We start from the raw sequence: 19,943 nt of genomic DNA on the forward strand, positions 1-19,943 counted from the left end.
CTTTTTATCTATAAAACATCAAATTTTTCTTTTAAAGCTTCATATTGGAAACCTTGTTTTTGATAGTTTTGCTTTTTATACATTTCTTTTGGTGTGTCTTCACCATCTGCCAGCAAGATAATCGTCTTATCTGGAAATAAGTCCATCACCATTTTTTGCATACGAGCAGCAATCCCTTTTCGCTGATATTCATCAATTACAAAGATTCCGTCAATTTCGACTGTTTTATAGCCAAGAATTACTTCTAAAGCACCAGCCCCTTTTCCTTTATAATAAGCAATTATCTGCAAGAAATGAGGATTGCTAAAATTTTTCCGATATACTTCTGTTTTTCCTTTTGCATAATCTATTCCATATTTCAAGTCTTGATTATATTCTAATTGTAAATAGTCCTCAAAATTCTCCTCCGTAACTTTCTGAATAAGAATATCTTCAATAGGAGACAATACAGGAAATTCACGAGGATTAATCGCATAAAGTTCAGTAAATCCCACGTCATAATAACATTTACTTACAATATGCTCTTGTAGCTCCTTCGTAAACTTTTGGTTTTCTGGAAAAATAAACTTAAGATGCTTTTGACCAGTCTTTTGGTGAAACACTTTAAGGTATTCCTCCGCCTGCTCAAATTCGCTTATTGTAGGCATTGTTTTAAACTGTATAAAATTACTGTCATATTGAAGCAACATTTCCTCATTATGAACATGGATCCAATTAATAGATTCCATTATTTGTTTCCCTTCCTTGTGGATGTTGCTATAGGTCACTTTCTCCATGTTGTTTTCTCCTACCTTCTTCTCAAACTACTTTTTTACCGTAATATACTAATAATAAACGATTCATTTATAGAAATCAGTAAATTATAGAAAAAAATGACATTATTAAAATTTAACCACACGTAAATAGGACTGTCTCTAAAGAAACAGCCCTACTTAAATGATTATTCTCTCTTTGATTATATTGCTTCTGCATTTTCTTTTCTTTCCCTCCATAAAAACACTTCGTTCCCCATTTCATTATATTGCACTTTTTGAAAGATTTGCATCATCATTAAAATACCTCTACCACGTTCCTCTAAGACGATATCACTCATGAGCTTTTCTGTTCCATATTTTTCAATATCATTGATTTTCTTTGTTACATTAAACCCATTCCCATGATCTTTTATCCGCATGTCAATCGCTCTATTTGTATAATGTATATCTAATATAACGGGAAAACCCCCATGTTCTATCGCATTATTTATAGCTTCGCCTATTCCCACGCTAAGCATAAAATCCTCTGACAACCAATCTCTTAAATCCTTATTTATCTTACCTTTCCATTCTTTTTCTGTATGATCATGTATTACTATCTTTTGATAGCTAATAAGTTCACTCATATGCTGCCCCCTGTTTTTAAAAAAGCACAAGCTCCTTATTAACGATAAGGATCGTCAAAGCACATCAACTAAATAATCGAATCTCTAATAGTTATAATTATCGTATTAGTGTACCTTTTTCTTGATAGCGGAGACTTGATTTATGCTGGTACATTGATGCTGGAACTGAACATTCATTAGAAATATGACTCTTTTATATTCATAAAAAAAGCTAACAAAACAAGGATAGTTTGGTTAGCCGGTTGCGCTAGTAGCTCATAATCAACAAAGCGCCCAAATAAGTTGATTAATCAAAGCTTTCTACCTTTATAACTTTCTCATAATTTAACAAGTTTTTAAATTATATAGTATTATATACCCATACCAATGAAACATAAACCTATTTTAAGAGAAATCATAAAAAATATAAAGCTCCCTATATTTCACCTTTTGAAACAATTTTAATTTAAATTGAATGAGAACCCTTTAACCATCAGGAGAAAAAGAAAAGAAGCCATCAGTATCTTTTACTGATGACTTGGATCGACAAAAAAGAAAGCAATTCGGAGTACTAATATGAGAGCACTCCCATTATATCCATTTAGTCTCTCTATAAATCTTCCCACTATTCTTTTATTCTATTACCCGAAACTTCCATTTTGTTTCTGCATAATACGTATCTTCTGGTTTCAAAACGACGGATGGGAATTCAGGGTGATTTATTGCATCAGGAAGACCTTGCGTTTCTAAGCATACCCCTAAGTATTTTCTTCCAATTACGCCATTAAAATCATACTTATCCTCTAACTGGTTGCCTGTATAAAGAATGATTGCAGGCTGATTTGTAACTAAAGACAATTCCCTACCACTTTCTTTATCTCGTAAAATAGCAGAATGTGTACCTTCAGCAGAGAAGATAAGTGGATGATCATAGCCATTGCCTACTAAAATATTTTGTTCGAAGTTATTGTCCATTCCTTCTTTCAATAGCTTTCCTTCTGCAAAATCAAATGGCGTATTTTCTGTTGGGACCATTTTTCCTGTTGGAATAAATCCTTCATCCAGCTCTAAGAATCGATCCACATCTGCAATAAGTTCATGTTCGGTTATATCTCTTTTATTATTTCCACTAAGATTAAAATAGGTATGATTGGTTACCGTTACAGGTGTTTCTTTATCCGTTTTTCCTTTGTAAGTCAGGACAATTTCATTATCATTTGTTAATAAATAATCCACTGTAAGATCAAAATTACCAGGATATCCTTCTTCTCCATCAGGACTATGATAAGTGTATCGGATTCCAATTGCCTCTTCCTCTTCTACTATAGAAGAATCAAAGACTACTTCACTCCAACCAACATTTCCTCCATGTAAATGATTAGGTGGAGTATTTGCATTTAAACGATATTCTTGGCCATTAAGCTTAAATTGTCCAGCCTTAATTCTTCCGGCAATTCTCCCAACAATTGCCCCTAAATAAGGCCCTGAATTCTGTCTGTACTCCTCAACTGTTTCAAAACCAAGCACCACATTCTCCTTGTTGCCATCTTTATCTGGAACTATTATTTTTGTGATGATGCAGCCATAATTTATACTAGAAAAACTCATTCCATTGTTATTAGTAAAGGTGTATTCCGTTATCTTTTCTCCATTTACTTCTCCCATTGGTCTTTGACTATAATTCATCTTAATCACTCCTTAAAAATTGGATATGGACCCTTATCATTTACTAGCGATTGCTTTGCGTTAACTTGAAATCGCATTCATTTTAGTTGTTGAACAATCTGATATTAAATAATACTAGAAATCATATAGTTTGTTTAACATATTAACTATCCTATCTATATCTTACTTTATTTTATCAGAATTGATAATATCTTTTTTCGTTTTTCTATGAAAAAATAAAAAAACTGTCCTCACATTTATTTCCACATTGTGTCTGACAGCTTTTCTATTTTTCTATCAAATACTCACTGCAAAAGCTTCATATGGCTTTAAATGGATATTGCTAAAATCCACACTTTCTCGATGATAATTACTAATAATCACCTCATCACACTGACTAAATTGAGGTAAGTTTAGCATTCTTTCTTGCTCATCAAAGTTTGCCACTACTACCCATGTTTTCCCTTCAAACTTTCGAGTATAGGCAAAAATCGCTTCATCCGTACCTTCCATTAACTCAAAATCTCCCCATACGACGATTGGGTTGTCTTTTCTTAATTGAATTAAAGATTGATAGCAATAAAAGACAGAATTTGGATCTTCTAAATTGTTTTTCACATTTATTTCCGTATAATTTGGGTTTACGTGCAGCCAAGGTGTTCCTACTGTAAAACCGCTATTTTCTGTCTCATCCCATTGGATAGGCGTTCTTGCATTGTCTCTTCCCTTTGCATTAATCGAATGGACGATTTCCTCTTTTGTATAGCCTTGCTCTAATCGTTCATAATACATATTAATGCTTTCAATATCATTTACTTGGCTAATATCAGTAATCGGGCAATTGGTCATCCCAATTTCTTCCCCTTGATAAATATAAGGAGTTCCTTTCATTAAATGTAAAAGGATAGCGAACATTTTTGCACTTTCTATTCGATACTCCCTATCATTACCCCAGCGAGAAACGATTCTTGGTAAATCATGATTATTCCAGAATAAGCTGTTCCAGCCTTCATTACCTAAAGAAGTTTGCCATTTTGCTAGAATGGATTTCAATTGATTTATTTCTAACGGCTTAAGGTCCCATTTTTGTTTCCCCTCTTGCTCATCTAATCCAATATGTTCAAATTGAAAGACCATGGAAAGCTCTTTTCTAGCAGGATTGGAATATAATTTAGCAATTTCAGGTGTCGCTCCCCATGTTTCCCCAACTGTTAAAACATCATAATTACCAAACGTTTTTTGATGCATTTCTTGGAGATAATCATGAAGCTTAGGTCCATTTCCAGTAATGCCCTGATCTGGTTTCTTCCCTACTAAATCAATCACATCCATACGGAAGCCACCGATTCCTTTTTCTAACCAGTAGTTCATCATCTTCCAAACTTCTGCCCGCACTTTTTCATTTTCCCAGTTTAAATCTGGCTGTCTCTTACTGAATAAATGCAAGAAATATTGTCCGCTATCTTCATCAAATTCCCAAGCAGAACCGCTAAAAGTAGATTTTAGCTCATTTGGTGCTTCACCATTTACCGGATCACGCCAAATATAGTAATCTCGGTATGGATTGTCTTTTCCTTTTTTGGCTTCAATAAACCATTTATGCTCATCTGACGTGTGGTTTACGACTAAATCCATAACAATTTTAATTCCTTTTTCATTCGCAGTTGCAATTAATTCATCCATATCTGCCATCGTACCAAATTCATCCATAATATCTTCATAATCACTAATATCATAGCCATTATCGTCATTAGGCGATTTGTATACAGGGCTTAGCCAAATCACATCGATTCCTAGTTTTTGCAAATAATCAAGACGATTGATGATACCTCTTAAATCTCCAATTCCATCTCCATCACTGTCTTGAAAGCTTCTTGGATATATTTGATATACAACAGACGTTTGCCACCATTTCTTTTCCATTTAAAAACCTTCTTCCTTTTAAAATATATACCTAAACGTAAAATTCAAAAAAATTTAGTAATCCCTTTTACTCACGGAAGCTCTTTCCACTATAGCAAATGGGAGCATTTCTGTTTTTACTGTTATCTTTTGCTGAATAGCCTCTATTATTTTTAAACAACCCTTCTCTCCCATTGCCTGAAACGGTTGCTCTATCGTTGTTAATGGAGGGACTGCCATTTCTGCAACTCTTGTATTATCATAGCCCATGACAGATAGATCATTTGGTATTTGTATGCCCAGTTCAAAGGCGGCTGAAATGATCCCAAGTGCTACCTCATCACTTACACAAAATACTGCTGTTATATCAGTCTTTTCTGCATGGAAAGCATAGAGCGCTTCTTTTCCTGCTGAAAAACTATAATCTCCTGCTTTTATATAGTTGGCAGAAAAGCTTATTTCATGATCACATAATGCCCTTTTATATCCTTCCATCCTTGCTATCCCAGCTACTCGATCAGAGAAGTCCACACCTGCCAAGCCTATTTTTTGATGTCCATGATCGATTAAATACTTTGTAGCAGCATACGAAGCTTCATAATCATCTACTTTTATAAAAGGTATTCGCTTATTTTTGGTATCTGTTGACAGTAACACATACGGTATACTCAATGATTCAATTGCTTGAATTTGTTCTTCCTTTAGTGGAATGGATACAATAACAAGCCCATCCACTTTTCTTTCTTCCAGCATTTTTAAGCAGTCAATTAATCGATTACCTTTTTCTCCTGCATGGGATAAAATAACACTAAATCCATGTGCTTGCGCTACCTTTTCCATTCCATTAACAATGTCCGCATAAAAAATCGTCGATACACTTGGCATGATAATACCTATTAAATTACTCGATTTTTTTACTAAGCTTCTTGCCATTTCATTTCTCCGATAGCCTAGTTCTTTTGCGATTTGCAGGATTTTAATTTTTGTCTCTTCATTGTAACCACCTGCACCGTTTAAAACTCTCGAAACAGTTGCTGTAGATACTTTTGCAGCATTTGCTATATCTTTAATGGTTATCGTCATTTCCTTCACCCTTTACGTAAACGTTTACGTAACTATACTTTAACACAAAAATGGAACGCTTACAATAAAAAACCGCGTGCTTTGGTAATGGTATGATGAATACCACTACCAAAGCATACAGCTTATTTTACTTCTATCTTTACATCTCCTTCGATGTAATTAGGGTAAAATGTCAATTTCATTTGCAATGGATTTTTGTACTCGCTATTTTCGAAAAACATATTCCAATATTTTTTGTTTTCATGATTGTAAAATTCAGTTGATGGTATACTTAGTTCCTTTCCTGTTGCATCAATAGGCTCATCAAAGATAGTATACATATCCTCTGAATCAGATACCATAAAAAATTCCGCTTGTGCTTTAGACGTTTCTCCTAATTTAAGTTTACCGTCTTTCGGACTTTTTACTAACCTATTTGCTTCCGTATCTACAATAACCACCGCATCTTCCTTATCAATTGCCATTAATTTATTTACCCGCAAATAAAGTTCTTTCGGCTTTTCGAAATAATTAGATTGTAAATAATACATTTTCTCATGCTTACTCAAAGTCCTATTTACAGTACCATTTGCAATAGAAGTCCATACCTCACCGTTTTCATCTTCCAATCGCATATCTTCAAATCCCAAAATTTCTTTTGTATTTGTAGGATCAACTGCTACCTTCACACCAATTCTTAAAGGATATACAATAATTTCTTCTATCGTGATTTTTTGATTCTCAATTTCCACAACTTGGTCTATTGGATAAGTAATATTCTTTTTGACATTTTCCTTTAATTCAAAAGGTATCAAAAACTTTATTTCTTTGTTGTCCATTACTGTTACGAATTCAAAGTTAAACTTTAATTCATCAAAAGAAAAAGAGTCCACAAATTGGTACTCGACCATATCTTGAAATTCATTTTGGATATCATCAGGAAAATATACATTATAGCTACGAGTATGCTCAGGAAATTCTTCTTTATTAAGAAGATTAATATACTTTATTTCTCCTCCTGTGAGAGGGTTTGTTGATTTCAATGTATAAAATACATTTATTCCTGATTCATCCATAATCACTCCATCTATCGTTAACGTCAAATCTCCTTTTGTCTCAGAAACATCTACCTTTTGATAATAATCATTTTCTATAATGGCGGAAAAGCCTTTATCTTGTTCAATAAATCCAATCATCCATTCCATCCCAGGGATAGATGTGAGCGCATTTGCAAAAGTTGGCGATATTCGAATAGATGTTATAAAGGAAACGATGATAATTGCTGCAATCGCAAGCCCAAGCAATCTTTTTTGTTTTTTCTTAAGCAGACTTTTTTCTCGCTTTGCTTTCATAAATCCGCTTAAAATGGCTTCATCTCCCTGTTCTATTGGCAATTCGACTTTTTCATATTCTTTTTTAAATTTTAATAACCTTTGTTCCTCTTCTTCATACATGCTCACTCTCTCCTTTCTCCTTAAAATATAGTCTTAATGTTTTCAGTACTTTATGTAATCGAGACTTTACGGTTCCTTCTGGTATTTTTTCCATTGCGGCAATTTCTTTGATCTTCGTATTTTGAAAATATTTTAAATAGATTAATTGCTGGTCTTCATTAGATAACAATTCAAGAGCTTCCTTTAGTTCAATCAAGGATTGGTCTTGATAAACAGATATATCGTATACTTGGTTATCAGAAATAACTCTGTTTGATCTCTTTACTTGATCTTGACAATAATTAATCATAATCCTTGTTAGCCATGTTTTTAGATAGGCTGGCTCTTTTACCGTATGTATTTTTTTGTAGGCTCGATATGTCACTTCCTGCAATGCTTCTATTGCTGCATGTTCATCTTTTAGAAATGCTAAAGCAGCTCTTAGCAATGATTCTTTATATAATTGCATTACTTCCAAAAAGGCATCATCATCTCCTTTAATAGCTTTCTTACTAATCTCTAACTCTTCCAATTAATCACCTCCCCTGTTGTTCTATACATTAGACCTTGTATCGAGAAAAAAGTTCGCGAAAAATTGTATAAATTTTTTCTTTTTATCTAAGAGCAAATTATACATGAAATTTCAAGCATAAAAAAAAGCCACCAAGACAAAGTCCTAGCAGCTTCCTACTTTACTTTAATACAATCCCTCTGTTTCTTCTTTCGTTACGATATAAATATTTTTCGTTTGAGTATAGCCATCCAATATACTCTTATATGTTTCTCTGCCGATTCCTGATTTTTTATACCCTCCAAATGGTGCTCCTGCTGGAAGCTGATTATATGTGTTCACCCACATACGACCTGTTTCCACACTTCTAGCTACACGTAATGCTGTATTAATATTACGGGAGAAAACTGCTCCTCCAAGACCAAACTCAGATTGATTAGCCAGCTCAATAACCTCTTCTTCGGTCTTAAATTTTATCACTGTTGCAACTGGGCCAAAAATTTCTTCTTGAGCAATGCGCATCTTATTTGTAGCATCCGCTAAAATCGTTGGTGCCATAAATGCCCCTTTTTCCAGTCCATTGTTTTCGAGTCGGCAGCCTCCTGTTACAACTCTCGCTCCTTCTTCTTCCCCAATTTTTACATATTCTAAAATTTGTTTTAATTGACGCTCGTTTATTTGTGCTCCCATGATAACATCATCTTCCCAAGGCAAGCCAACTTTTACATCTTCAAATGCAAGTTTCATCTTGGCAAGGAACTCATCATATATTCCTTCCTGGATAAAAATACGGGAACCAGCACAGCAAACCTGTCCTTGGTTAAAGAGAATTCCTAATTGAACCCCTTCCAATGCTCGCTCCATTGGTGCATCATTAAAGATGATATTCGCTGACTTTCCGCCTAGCTCAAGTGTTGATGGGATTAGTCTTTTCGCTGCTGCAACCGCAACTTCTTGACCAATTTCCGTTGATCCTGTAAAAGCAATTTTTGCAAATCCTTTATGATTTAACATATAGTCTCCAGAATGAGAACCACGACCTGTAATGACATTGACTACTCCATTTGGCAATACTTGATCAAATAGTTTCGCCAATTCCAATAAGCTTAACGACGTAGTAGAAGATGGGTGGATAACTACTGTATTGCCAGCTGCGATAGCTGGTGCAATCTTCCAGGCAGCCATTAATAACGGGAAATTCCAAGGAATGATTTGTCCAACCACCCCAATAGGCTCTTTTATTGAAATAGATAAGGTATCCTCATCAAATGCTTGGGCAGTTCCTTCTTCTGAGCGGATTACCCCAGCAAAATAACGAAAATGGTCAGAGCTTAATGGAACATCAATATTTCTTGTTTCTCTGAGCGGCTTCCCATTATCCAATGTCTCCACTAATGCTAACTTTTCCGCATTTTCATCGATTAAATCAGCAATTTTTAATAATAAATTGCTTCTCTCTATCAAACTTACTTTCTTCCATGTTTTTAAAGCTTGCGTTGCAGCCTCTACTGCTTGATCAACATCTGCATAGGTAGCATCTACAAAATCAGCCAACTTGTCTCCATTACTAGGGTTATAGCTGCTAAGGAGATTACCTTCTGAACCTTTTATCCATTGACCATTAATGTACAGACCATACTCCTTGTCCAATACTGTTGTTGCATCTAATGCAGTTACCATTTTCAAAACCCCTTTTTAATATATTTAAAAATAAGGCATAGTAGGAAAAATGCTTTTCTAATAATTCTAGACCTTATTTTTATCCTGGTTATTAAACTACTTGCTAAGAATACGTTTACATAAGCTATCAAAAAAAGGTTACTAGTTTTAAATAATGTGATTATTTTAACAAACTAATTAAATTATAGATTCCATTAAAAGGAATGTCTATTAATAACCGTGTACTTCTTTTGGTTACAAATCCTCGATGAGCAGTGAGAATTTCTCTCTGTCTTTACTTCTCTCTTTTCAAAAAACTTAAAGCATTAAAAATGACATGTGGCTCCCCACACGTCATGCTCTTCTTGCTTTAATAATCATAGTAGTTGGAAATTTTCTTGCTTTGTATAAGGAATAATAGCGATCAGAGATTTCCGCCTCTACTTTTTCAAAGTTTTTGGAAACCTCACTTTCCATTACACATTCAATCGTAAATCCAGCTTTAATTAGTTCATTTATATAGGTGCTCATTTTTCTTTTTGGTATCACTACTGGTGCTTCTTCCCCTTTAAACCTTGGATATGTTGTTATACCTTCTTCCTGATAAGAACCTGTAAGAGAGATTTGACCGTTTTCACTTTGCATATATGCATATAGCGGATGGTCCCAACTAAAAATAAACGCTCCTCCTGGCTTTAAATACGAATAAATAAGGTTAAATGTCGTAGCTAAATCCGTTGTCCACCCAATGGCATAAATCGAATAAACTATGTCGAAATATTCCTTAGGAAGGGCAATATCTTTTTCCATCGCAGCACAATATAACTGGGAAGGCATATCTTTAAGTGTTTCTTTTGCTGTCTCTATTTGCTTTTCAGATAAGTCTACACCCCATAATTCACTAGCTCCTTTGTCAGCCATATACAGTAAAGAATGTCCGCTGCCACAGCCGATATCAAGCACCTTTTTATTTTTTATCTCTTTAAATAACCTTAATTCTTCTTCTGTTTGGCAAAAAGGGCCATAACTAGGTAGTGCGTCAATTCCGTTAAAATGATGGGCTACTATATCCCAGCTTTTCTTATTTTGTTGTAAAATATCAGTCATCCTTTTTATCCTCCTCCGTCTTTCTTACTGATTCTACATTCCTCTTTTACTTACCTGCTTGCATTTTCATATGAAAAAAACCCGCCAAAACGGACGAGTTTTTTGTCATTCTTACCTAATTTTATTCGTTTCCTATTAAGCATTCTCTTGCTTTAAGCCATCAATAATATTTTCTTTCTTAATTTTGCTGACTGAATATAGCATAGCGGAAGCGACAATGATAAATATAGCAATCACTACATAGAAAATGCTTAACCATGGAAGCGCAAAACCATATTCAAATGTATTGCTTATAGACCAGTATAGGATAGCTATTACTCCTATGCTAATTGGAAGACCATACATCAATGCTTTTATCCCATAAAAGATACTCTCAAAGTAAATCATTTTATTAAAACCAGTTGGGGTCATTCCAACAGAACGCAGCATAGCAAATTCTCTTTTTCTTAAAGATATACTTGTAGAAATGGTATTAAAGATATTGGCAATACTAATTAAGGAAATGAGGGAAATAAAACCGTACATAAAAACAGACATAATCATAATCATCTGTTCCGATTGCTTACGATCCTTTTCCACATTGTAAATATAGATAGAGACTGTTTTTAAATCTTCTAACTCTTCTTGGGCTTTCTCCGGATTGTCGCTATTTAAATAGAGATTGTAGTTCAAATTAATATTTTTTTCCTTTTCAAATAATTTCTCTGCTACTTCATTAGAGATGATCATTGTTAACATTCTATAATTATCAGCATCCATTCCCATGAATGTTTCATTCGTAAATAAGCCAATCTGTATCTTAGTAAATATTTCATCCTTTGCGCTTTCTTCACGGTAACTATAGAGATCGAGATAATCCCCTGGTTTCGCATTCAGCACTTTTTCCTCCACAAATTTCTCTTCATATGGATCAAAATAAGATGCCGTCTCTATCACTATCCCTTTTGGATCATCGGGATTCGTATATTCTTTGATAGGAAAGCCTACTGAATTAGCGTAACGCTTAAAAGCAGATTCAGATAAAATAAAGAAATTTACAGTAAAGGGGAGTTTGCCGTCCTCTAAGAACGCATCACCTTTTTCCACCGATTTCCTATTATTTTCACTTAAAAGATCTTTCTTTAAATAGGTACTTACATACGCATTCTTAATTAAATTGCTTTCTGTAATACTTGGTGCATTCGCTAAAATCTGTAGCTCTTCCTCTGGAGTTGTTGAATCTGCAGACACAGCAATATCGTAATCGATATTTTCCTGTGAGAGTCCCACTGACTTTTTCATATTATCGGTAAAATAAGCCACGACTAAGAAAAGCAAAATACTAATAATTAAAGAAAAAACGGTTGTTTGATATCTACGCTTATTCCGTTTTAAGTTTTTTAAACCAATTTCAGCTTCTATGCCAAATACTTTGCGAACAAATTTGGATGTTTTCACTTTTTTCCCTGATAATTTAATATCTTGTGTTTGTCTAATTGCATCAATTGCTGAAATCTTCGATGCTTTCCTAGCTGGCAAATAGGTTGAAATAAAAATTGTTACAATGGAAATAATAATAGAAAATAGGATGGAATAAGGCGTTATCACTACATTTAATCCTTGTGTAGAGTTTAAGGCATCTTGCAAATACTTATTGATAAAAGTGAAAGTAATTCCAATTCCAACGATTCCAGCAATTATTCCTAATGGAATGCTGATGCCGCCTATCACCGCACCTTCAAAGAAAACAGAATTTCTTTTTTGCTTCTTCGTTGCACCTACACTTGATAGCATCCCCAAATGTCTTGCCCGTTCCGACACACTAATGGCAAATGCATTATAAATCAGTGCTACAGAACCAATAACAATAACAAGTATGACAATACCTATTAGAGAATACATCGTTAGAAGCAGGTTATCATTCGATGATACGCCATAATAACGCAGTAACTCATTATTAAAATCCACTTTTGCAATAGCTAATTTCTTTGCCAATGATTCCGAGTCCTCATATATAGACTGCTTTACCTTTTTCATCACAACACTTGCATTTACGCTACTACTAGTTGTTAACTCCTTTTGATCTAAATAGCTAATAACAGTATATCCTGGTGACCAGGAAGGTTCCCAAGATGGTGTTTCCATAATACCGACAATTTTGAATGTATAGGATTTTGCCTGCTGAATTTCCTCGACACTTTTTCCTTCTTCATTCCTTTGCAAAGGATCTGTTTGTGTTAGGATAGAATCTTCTTCCTCTAATTGAAAGTGCCTTTCCCCAATGCTAACATTTATCTCCTCACCGATGGCATACTTACTATTCCCCTTCTTCCTCATTTCATCAGGTATGATAATTTCATTAGATGCCTTGGGGAATGTCCCTTCTTTTAAGGTAATTAAAAATTGTTCAAATCCTTGCTCATCATATTGTTTAAAAAATAAATACGGTTTACTGTCATTTTTTGAATCCTTCCAGTTCGCATAGCCCAAATTATTGGATAGGATAACTTTTTCCATGTTACTATCCTTCCTTAACTCTTTGGCTTGCTCATTATTAACCCCAATAAATTGTGCATGCCACTCACCGTCTCTTGCAATACTGTCTCTTTTTAATAAATCGATAAACGAAACACCAAGTGTCGAAACAGCTGTCAACATACTGACAGCTATAATGACACCAATAATCGTCACTAATGTTCTTCGCTTGTTCTCCTTTAAATTTCTTAAAGTGAGTTTATTCATTATATTCATGGACGAATCACCTCATTTTTGGCGATTTTTCCATCTTCAACAGAAATCACACGATCTGCTTGTAGCGCAATCCGTTCATCATGGGTAATAACAATTAATGTTTGATTATAGGTTTTATTAAACATTTTTAATAGTTCCATAATCTCTTCACTATTTTTACTATCTAAATTTCCTGTAGGCTCATCTGCAAGCATAATAGCAGGGTTGCTAATAAGTGCACGTCCAATGGAAACACGCTGCTGCTGTCCCCCTGATAATTGATTAGGCAAGTGATCTAATCTTTGTTGTAGACCTAATATAGAAACAATGCGATTAAATTGCTCCTTATCTACTTGATGGTTATCTAATAGAAGCGGCAGCGTGATATTTTCTTCTACTGATAGAATGGGAATTAAGTTATAAAATTGATAGATAAGTCCAATTTGTCTTCTTCTAAAAATAGCTAATTGTGTTTCATTTAATTGATAAATATCTGTATTATCCACAAAAACTTTTCCACTAGTCGGCCTGTCTACTCCACCTAACATGTGAAGCAATGTAGATTTACCTGATCCAGAAGGTCCAATGATTGCCACAAATTCACCTTTATTAACGGAAAAAGAAACATTATCCAATGCTTTTACTGCCGTTTCCCCTTTTCCATACACTTTAGACAAATTTTCTATTTTTAAAATTTCCATTTTATCGTCCTCCAATTACTTGATGCTCTTAGTGTATCTGTCTAAAGTGACTCTGTAGTGACTTTAAAGTGACAATTTAGTCACTTTCGTAGGAATAGGTGGCAAGTTCTTTTATGCTTTGTTCTTTTTTATGGGGCATTTCTGGCTTTCACTCCCGCTCCTAGATACCGTTATCCCCACTAAATCACCTGTTTATAAAACTTAATATGAAAAGTAGTCCCTTCCCCCACCTTACTTCTAACTTCAATATCGCCATGCTGGCTTTTGATAATACTATAGGCCATCGCTAAACCAATACCGATGCTATCTTCACTTGCATTTTCTCCCTTATAAAATCGTTTAAATATATAAGGCAAATCTTTTTTAGAGATGCCTTTCCCATTATCCTGAATAATGATTTCTGTAAATAAAACATTTTCAGCGTATCGAATATGTATTTTTCCATCTTCAGAGGTATGCTCCACACAATTTTTCAAAATATTAATGAGTGCTTCCGCAGTCCAATTAAAATCTCCAGTATAGGAAACACTCTCGTCTCCTGTAATCTCAAAAGAAAGTCCTTTAATATCCATTGGAATTAATATTGGTTCTACTGACTTATTAATCAGTTTTTTAACATCAACTTGCTCCTTTTTAAAAGGAATCGTCCCAGCATCCATTTTCGATAATTTCAGCAAGGAAGAAACAAGCCATTCCATTCTTTCCAGCTGAATCGAAATATTATTCGTAAATTCACGCCTTCTCATTTCTTCAAGATTTGGATTGCACAACAAATCGGTCATGACAACCATGGAAGTTAATGGTGTTTTCAATTGATGGGATATATCTGAAATAGCATCTGTAAGCTTTAATTTTTCCTCACGTAAAAGAGCGCTCTGCTCCGATAACATTAATGTAACCTTATAAATGTTATTTTTTAAAATACTCAATTCGCCTTCCACATTATCCCGAATATCCAGCCTTACATCTCCGTTGCTAATTTGCTGTAAATAATTCGATAGCTTTTCCATTTCCTTATACCGGTATCTAGTAAAATGATAAAAACAATACGTGATAGCAGCAATCACAACGAGTAAAAAAACTGCAGCTGAAATGGAATATACAACACTTGCATAGATGATAGCCATTATGCTAATAACCGCTAAAATGAATAGAAGTACCTTCACTTCTCGATTACGAATCATATTAATCCCCTACCTTATAGCCAAGTCCACGTATGGTTTTGATGATAGTTGGTTTTTGAGGATCGTCCTCTAATTTTTCGCGGAGCCTTTTTATATAAACGGTTAATGTATTATCATTAACAAAATCTCCTGCCACATCCCATATTTTCTCTAATAATTGGCTTCTAGTTAAAACTTGTCCTATATTATTAGCAAAAATGAGAAATAAGCGGTATTCTAGCGCTGTAACCATTACTTCCTCATTCCTTTTATAAATTTTTCCTTCCAATGTGTTAATCCGTATAGAATCTATTTCTATTAGTGGATTATTCTGCAACTGCTTATTATACCGTCGCAAAACAGATTTAATTCTTGATAGAAGTTCTCTTATGCGAAATGGTTTTGTAATATAGTCATCTGCTCCCATATCGAGTCCCATAACAACATTCACTTCATCATCTAAAGCAGTCAAAAAGATAACAGGCTTATCCGCTTTTCTTTTTACATACTCACATAGTTCATAGCCAGAACCATCTGGTAGAGACAAATCAAATAAACATAATTCAATATCTGTTAGTTGCTCTTCTAAAACTCTTTTAGCAGTTTTTGCGTTAAAGCATGTAATTGTTTCATACTTTTCACTTTGTAAACTATATTCTAAACCCGTGGCAATGGTTTTATCGTCTTCCACTATTAATATTTTCATTATCTTCTCCTATATATTTTCTTTTTTCTGTATTATTCTAAACGATTGATGTACAGAGGGAAAGCAATTCTCCTATTAATATCAATCAAACAATCGGTATATACACTTAGCATACAATAAGGAATGATGGAGAATAATAAAATAAAACAAATCAAAGGAGTTTTGTCATGGACACGCGTGAACCACTGAATATACGTTCAACAAAAACGGCCCTCACTGAAAAGCTTACATCTGCAGAAATGGGGAAACTTTGGGCGACTTATATGGGAAACAGCATGTCTAAATGCTATCTCCATTACTACCTTCAGCATGTGGAGGATAAAGATATTAAGCATTTATTGAAAAAGGCATATAACTTATGTAGCGAATTCTTAAATACGATAGAAGCTATATTTAAGAAGGAAAATTTTCCAATCCCGAAAGGTTTTTCTATAGAAGAGGATTTGAACCTTGATGCCCCTCAATTATTTGAAGATGAATTCTATGTACATTATCTTAAATATACTGCCAAAGCAGGAATAAGCATTTATAATGTTGCTGTACCACTTGTTTTTAGAAAAGATGTAAAGGAATTTTTTACGTATTGTATGGAAGCAACGATGGCTTTAATAGAGCAAATCAAAGAACTATTAATGACTAAAGGATTTATTAGTAAGCCACCTATTATTCCAATACCTGAAAAAACAGATTTTGTTCAAAAGGATTTTTTAAATGGATATTTTGGACATGTCAGACCTTTACATGCATTAGAAGTCGCCCATCTTTACGACAATATTGAAAATAATGTTGCGAGTAAAGCATTAATTATGGCATTTAGCCAAGTTACAAAAAATGAAGAAATTCGCGAATTATTTATTAGAGGAAAAAATTTCACTCACAAGCATGTGGAGCATTATATGGACAAACTACATAATGAAGATTTACCAGCGCCATCTTTTCTTGATCATTTAGTAACAACATCAACCGTTTCTCCTTTTTCTGAAAAAATAATGCTATTCCATAAAGTGGATATGTTTTCCATGAAGATTAGATCCTTTGGAAACTCGGTTGCAGTGAATGGCAGACATGATATAGGTTTTATGTATACAAGAGGCTTAATGCAAATAGCGTCGTTTGTAGAAGATGCCGCAAAACTTATGATTAAAAATGGCTGGATGGAGCATCCACCTTATGCAGCAAAAAGAGATACGTTAAATTGATAGATGAATAAACAATAAAAAGGTGTCTGGTTTTGTCCAAATACCTTTTTATTGTTATTCTCCAACAACTGCCTTTTATTTATCTCCGTCTAATTGCTGGAGCTCATTAACAGTAACAAATGTATATCCTTCTTCCGTTAATGCTTTTAAAACACCTTCTATTGCATTCAATTCCTCACCCGTTTGATCATACATAGGATGCATTAAAATAATGGAACCAGGCTTCACTGATTCTTTCACATAGTTTACTTTTTTCTCTGCCACTTGATAATAAGTATCTGGCTCGATGTCCCAAAGTATCGTATCCATATTGGCTTTTTTCAAATAATAAGGAAGTCCAATAATCTTCTTCCCATTTGGCGGTCTGAAATCAATTTCACCTGTATATCCTGCTTGTTCAATTAATTTATTTGTGTCTTCTATTTCTTTTTTTATAAAGGAATATGATTTAAAAATCATACGTTCGTGAGAATAGGTATGATTTCCAAGTTGATGACCATTTTTTGCAATTTCCCTTGCTAATTCAGGACTTTTTTCTATTTCATTACCGATAAGAAAAAAAGTCGCTTTTGCATCATATGTATCTAATAATGCTAATATCTCCTCCACATTTTGTGTTGGTCCATCATCAAATGTTAACGCAACTACCTTCTCATTAGTCTCCACATGATTGGTTAATCCACCAAACAACTGAAAGGTTCGTGCATTCATTAATTTATAGGTACTAAATAAAAGCAAAAACAATATGCCAATTAATATTATCCATATTTTTTTCATGCTAACAGCCTTTCTTTCTCCTATCTTTCAATATTCTATAGTATATCTTATGCAAACAAAATAGATAACCAAGAAACTCCAAAAGCAAAAAAGAGAAGAATGCCTAAACACTCTCCTCCATTCCCATTTCTATATATAGGAAACAATCGTTATTCTTCGTCCTTTTCCTTTTTCTTGTCAATCGTTCCTTCTGTTAAACTCTCTTTTGCCTGGTCATGGGTTTTTTTCATCCCTTTTGAAGCCTCATCCTTCTGTTTCTTCTCATTAGGCTCATGTATTTTCCCTGCTGGACTTGTAGTTGATTCTTTACTCATTTATAACGCCTCCATTCTAGTTGATATAAACATATCTACTAGTTTTATACCACCTTTAATCGAACAGAAAACATCGTCTTTTTACGAACCTGTTGATCGATAGTGTCGTACACCAACTATCCAGACAAAAATGCATGGAAGGATAAATATTATACCTGCAAGCGGCGTTAGCATATATAGCCATCCAGCCTCTCCTCCCTTACCAAGGAGATATAATAAAGGTAAATAATTGACACTTCCAAAAGGAATAACAAAAGTAAAAAAGCGTGTCACCCATTTTTGATAAATATTTAGAGGATACTGAGCCATTTCTCTGCCTCCATCTGTAAAAATATTGGCAATTTCCAAACCTTGTATAGTCCAAAAACTAAGCGTGGCGGCCAAAATAAAAATTCCCGTAAAGATGAATACCCCGCTTATGATCATCAATAAAAGTGTTAGAACTTTTATTAAACTCCAATCGATTGCTAGATTACTTAAAGCCCAAGCTAAAACGATAACACTTTGCAAAAGTCTGCCTACTCTAGTAAATTCAAATTTTGAACCAAGAACCTGTACAAATGTTGTCCTTGGTCTAACAAGCAATCTATCAAAATCACCACTTGCAACGAGACTGGAAAAATTATCGAATCCTCTTGCGAAACATTCACTTAATGCAAACGCCATGTGAATGATGGCAAAGCAAAGAGCAACCTCATAAAAATCCCAGCCCTTTATTTGTCCAAATCGCTCAAATAAGAAGTATAATCCAGCAAAAGCAGAAAACGGAACAAGAAATTGCCCTAATGATAACAGCCAGAATGATGTTCTATACTGCATTTGTGATTTAAATAATACGAGAAGGTATTGAAAATAAAGTTTCATCTAGCTTCATCCTCCTTGCACAATTATTTTTTTCATCGCCTTTTGTAATGCTATCTTCCCAAAAAAAGCAAGTACGAACAGCCAAGCGAGCTGAATAAATATACCCTCAACCGCTTCTCCATTGGGAATATTCCCTGAATAAACACGGAACGGAAAATCAGCCGTTAATCGAAAAGGAAGGAGATAAACAATTTGTTGGAGCCACTCTGGCATTAATGGAATAGGAACAACCATCCCAGCAAAAAACTCCCCTACTACACCAAAGACTAAAAGTGAACCCATTGGCGATAATGTGATAAAAACAGAAATATAAATAAACATAGAAATAGCTACTAAAACCAATAGTCCTAATAAAAGAGAGAGACAAAATAACAAGAACGTTTTTACATCTGGAGGCAACATCAGCCGATAAGCTGGTGGCAGCAAAAAAGCCAGCAATAATATTGGAAAACACCTTAATAATGCGCTAGCCAATCGCTGGGCAAGTAACTTACTAAACCAATATTCATATATCCCGATTGGCCTACATAACTCATAAGCAATATTCCCTGTTGTAATTAAATCAAATAATTCATTATCACGAAACCATAGCATAATAAAAGCTAAAAAAGATTGCTGAAGCCATAAATAAGTAACCAATTCTTCTAAAGAAATTGGTTGATTTGAACTTGCTTGGGCATAAAACGCCTGAAATATCATGATATAAATAAATCCCCAGAAAAACTGTGTAGCCACTCCTGCCAATGCAGCGGCCCGATACTGCATCCCATTTAATAATCGCAATCTTAATACAGCAATATATGGTTTCATT

The 19,943-nt window shown here is 34.3% G+C and carries 18 protein-coding genes and 1 riboswitch; of the genes, 1 reads left to right on the top strand and 17 read right to left on the bottom strand.

Going from position 1 to position 19,943, the window contains the following annotated elements:
- Positions 1-8 precede the first annotated feature (8 nt).
- The 13 genes from ACTQ5K_RS10790 to ACTQ5K_RS10850 all read right to left on the bottom strand — a co-directional run bounded on the left by ACTQ5K_RS10790 (position 9) and on the right by ACTQ5K_RS10850 (position 15,978).
- Positions 9-776, bottom strand: a complete 768-nt coding sequence (locus ACTQ5K_RS10790; protein ID WP_031540697.1) for a GNAT family N-acetyltransferase — start codon at positions 774-776, stop codon at positions 9-11.
- A 179-nt stretch (positions 777-955) separates the two neighbouring features.
- Positions 956-1,381, bottom strand: coding sequence for an ATP-binding protein (locus ACTQ5K_RS10795; protein ID WP_031540696.1), 426 nt, complete (start codon positions 1,379-1,381; stop codon positions 956-958).
- Between the two features lie 227 nt (positions 1,382-1,608).
- A riboswitch (cyclic di-GMP riboswitch) is annotated at positions 1,609-1,691 on the bottom strand.
- A 302-nt stretch (positions 1,692-1,993) separates the two neighbouring features.
- Positions 1,994-3,046 (bottom strand): aldose epimerase family protein, encoded by a 1,053-nt coding sequence (locus ACTQ5K_RS10800; RefSeq protein ID WP_031540695.1) that lies wholly within the window; start codon positions 3,044-3,046, stop codon positions 1,994-1,996.
- A gap of 276 nt (positions 3,047-3,322) precedes the next feature.
- Positions 3,323-4,948: a glycoside hydrolase family 13 protein gene (locus ACTQ5K_RS10805; RefSeq protein WP_441993906.1), complete on the bottom strand. Its 1,626-nt coding sequence runs from the start codon at positions 4,946-4,948 to the stop codon at positions 3,323-3,325.
- Positions 4,949-5,002: 54 nt separating this feature from the next.
- Positions 5,003-6,010 (bottom strand): LacI family DNA-binding transcriptional regulator, encoded by a 1,008-nt coding sequence (locus tag ACTQ5K_RS10810; RefSeq protein ID WP_031540693.1) that lies wholly within the window; start codon positions 6,008-6,010, stop codon positions 5,003-5,005.
- Positions 6,011-6,132: 122 nt separating this feature from the next.
- The gene (locus ACTQ5K_RS10815) at positions 6,133-7,443 is read right to left on the bottom strand and encodes a DUF4179 domain-containing protein (RefSeq protein WP_031540692.1); all 1,311 of its coding nucleotides are present in this window, start codon (positions 7,441-7,443) and stop codon (positions 6,133-6,135) included.
- Entirely contained in the window at positions 7,436-7,954 is a 519-nt protein-coding gene (locus ACTQ5K_RS10820) for a sigma-70 family RNA polymerase sigma factor (protein WP_031540691.1), read from the bottom strand. Before ACTQ5K_RS10820 ends, ACTQ5K_RS10815 begins: the two co-directional genes overlap by 8 nt.
- Positions 7,955-8,119: 165 nt before the next feature.
- A complete protein-coding gene (locus ACTQ5K_RS10825; protein ID WP_031540690.1) occupies positions 8,120-9,613 on the bottom strand; it encodes an aldehyde dehydrogenase family protein in 1,494 nt (497 codons plus the stop codon).
- Between the two features lie 333 nt (positions 9,614-9,946).
- Entirely contained in the window at positions 9,947-10,699 is a 753-nt protein-coding gene (locus tag ACTQ5K_RS10830; protein WP_349204934.1) for a class I SAM-dependent methyltransferase, read from the bottom strand.
- 135 nt (positions 10,700-10,834) lie between these two features.
- Entirely contained in the window at positions 10,835-13,429 is a 2,595-nt protein-coding gene (locus tag ACTQ5K_RS10835; protein WP_349204933.1) for an ABC transporter permease, read from the bottom strand.
- The gene (locus ACTQ5K_RS10840) at positions 13,426-14,109 is read right to left on the bottom strand and encodes an ABC transporter ATP-binding protein (protein WP_031540687.1); all 684 of its coding nucleotides are present in this window, start codon (positions 14,107-14,109) and stop codon (positions 13,426-13,428) included. Before ACTQ5K_RS10840 ends, ACTQ5K_RS10835 begins: the two co-directional genes overlap by 4 nt.
- A gap of 179 nt (positions 14,110-14,288) precedes the next feature.
- Entirely contained in the window at positions 14,289-15,293 is a 1,005-nt protein-coding gene (locus ACTQ5K_RS10845; protein WP_341192494.1) for a sensor histidine kinase, read from the bottom strand.
- Position 15,294: 1 nt separating this feature from the next.
- Entirely contained in the window at positions 15,295-15,978 is a 684-nt protein-coding gene (locus ACTQ5K_RS10850) for a response regulator transcription factor (protein WP_235251978.1), read from the bottom strand.
- Positions 15,979-16,145: 167 nt separating this feature from the next.
- Between ACTQ5K_RS10850 and ACTQ5K_RS10855 the strand changes: the two genes are divergently transcribed.
- Positions 16,146-17,177, top strand: a complete 1,032-nt coding sequence (locus tag ACTQ5K_RS10855; RefSeq protein WP_349204932.1) for a DUF3231 family protein — start codon at positions 16,146-16,148, stop codon at positions 17,175-17,177.
- Between the two features lie 75 nt (positions 17,178-17,252).
- Here the strand turns inward: ACTQ5K_RS10855 and ACTQ5K_RS10860 are convergent, their stop codons facing one another.
- The 4 genes from ACTQ5K_RS10860 to ACTQ5K_RS10875 form a co-directional block, all read right to left on the bottom strand.
- Positions 17,253-17,954, bottom strand: coding sequence for a polysaccharide deacetylase family protein (locus tag ACTQ5K_RS10860; RefSeq protein ID WP_349204931.1), 702 nt, complete (start codon positions 17,952-17,954; stop codon positions 17,253-17,255).
- A gap of 149 nt (positions 17,955-18,103) precedes the next feature.
- Positions 18,104-18,268: a YozQ family protein gene (locus tag ACTQ5K_RS10865; protein ID WP_235251975.1), complete on the bottom strand. Its 165-nt coding sequence runs from the start codon at positions 18,266-18,268 to the stop codon at positions 18,104-18,106.
- 81 nt (positions 18,269-18,349) lie between these two features.
- Positions 18,350-19,132: an ABC transporter permease gene (locus ACTQ5K_RS10870; protein WP_235251974.1), complete on the bottom strand. Its 783-nt coding sequence runs from the start codon at positions 19,130-19,132 to the stop codon at positions 18,350-18,352.
- 6 nt (positions 19,133-19,138) lie between these two features.
- Positions 19,139-19,942 carry an ABC transporter permease gene (locus ACTQ5K_RS10875; RefSeq protein ID WP_031539409.1) on the bottom strand — a complete coding sequence of 268 codons (804 nt, stop codon included), beginning with the start codon at positions 19,940-19,942 and terminating at the stop codon, positions 19,139-19,141.
- Position 19,943 lies beyond the last annotated feature (1 nt).

The organism is Niallia sp. Sow4_A1, from assembly GCF_052116745.1.
Classification (GTDB): domain Bacteria; phylum Bacillota; class Bacilli; order Bacillales; family Cytobacillaceae; genus Niallia; species Niallia hominis.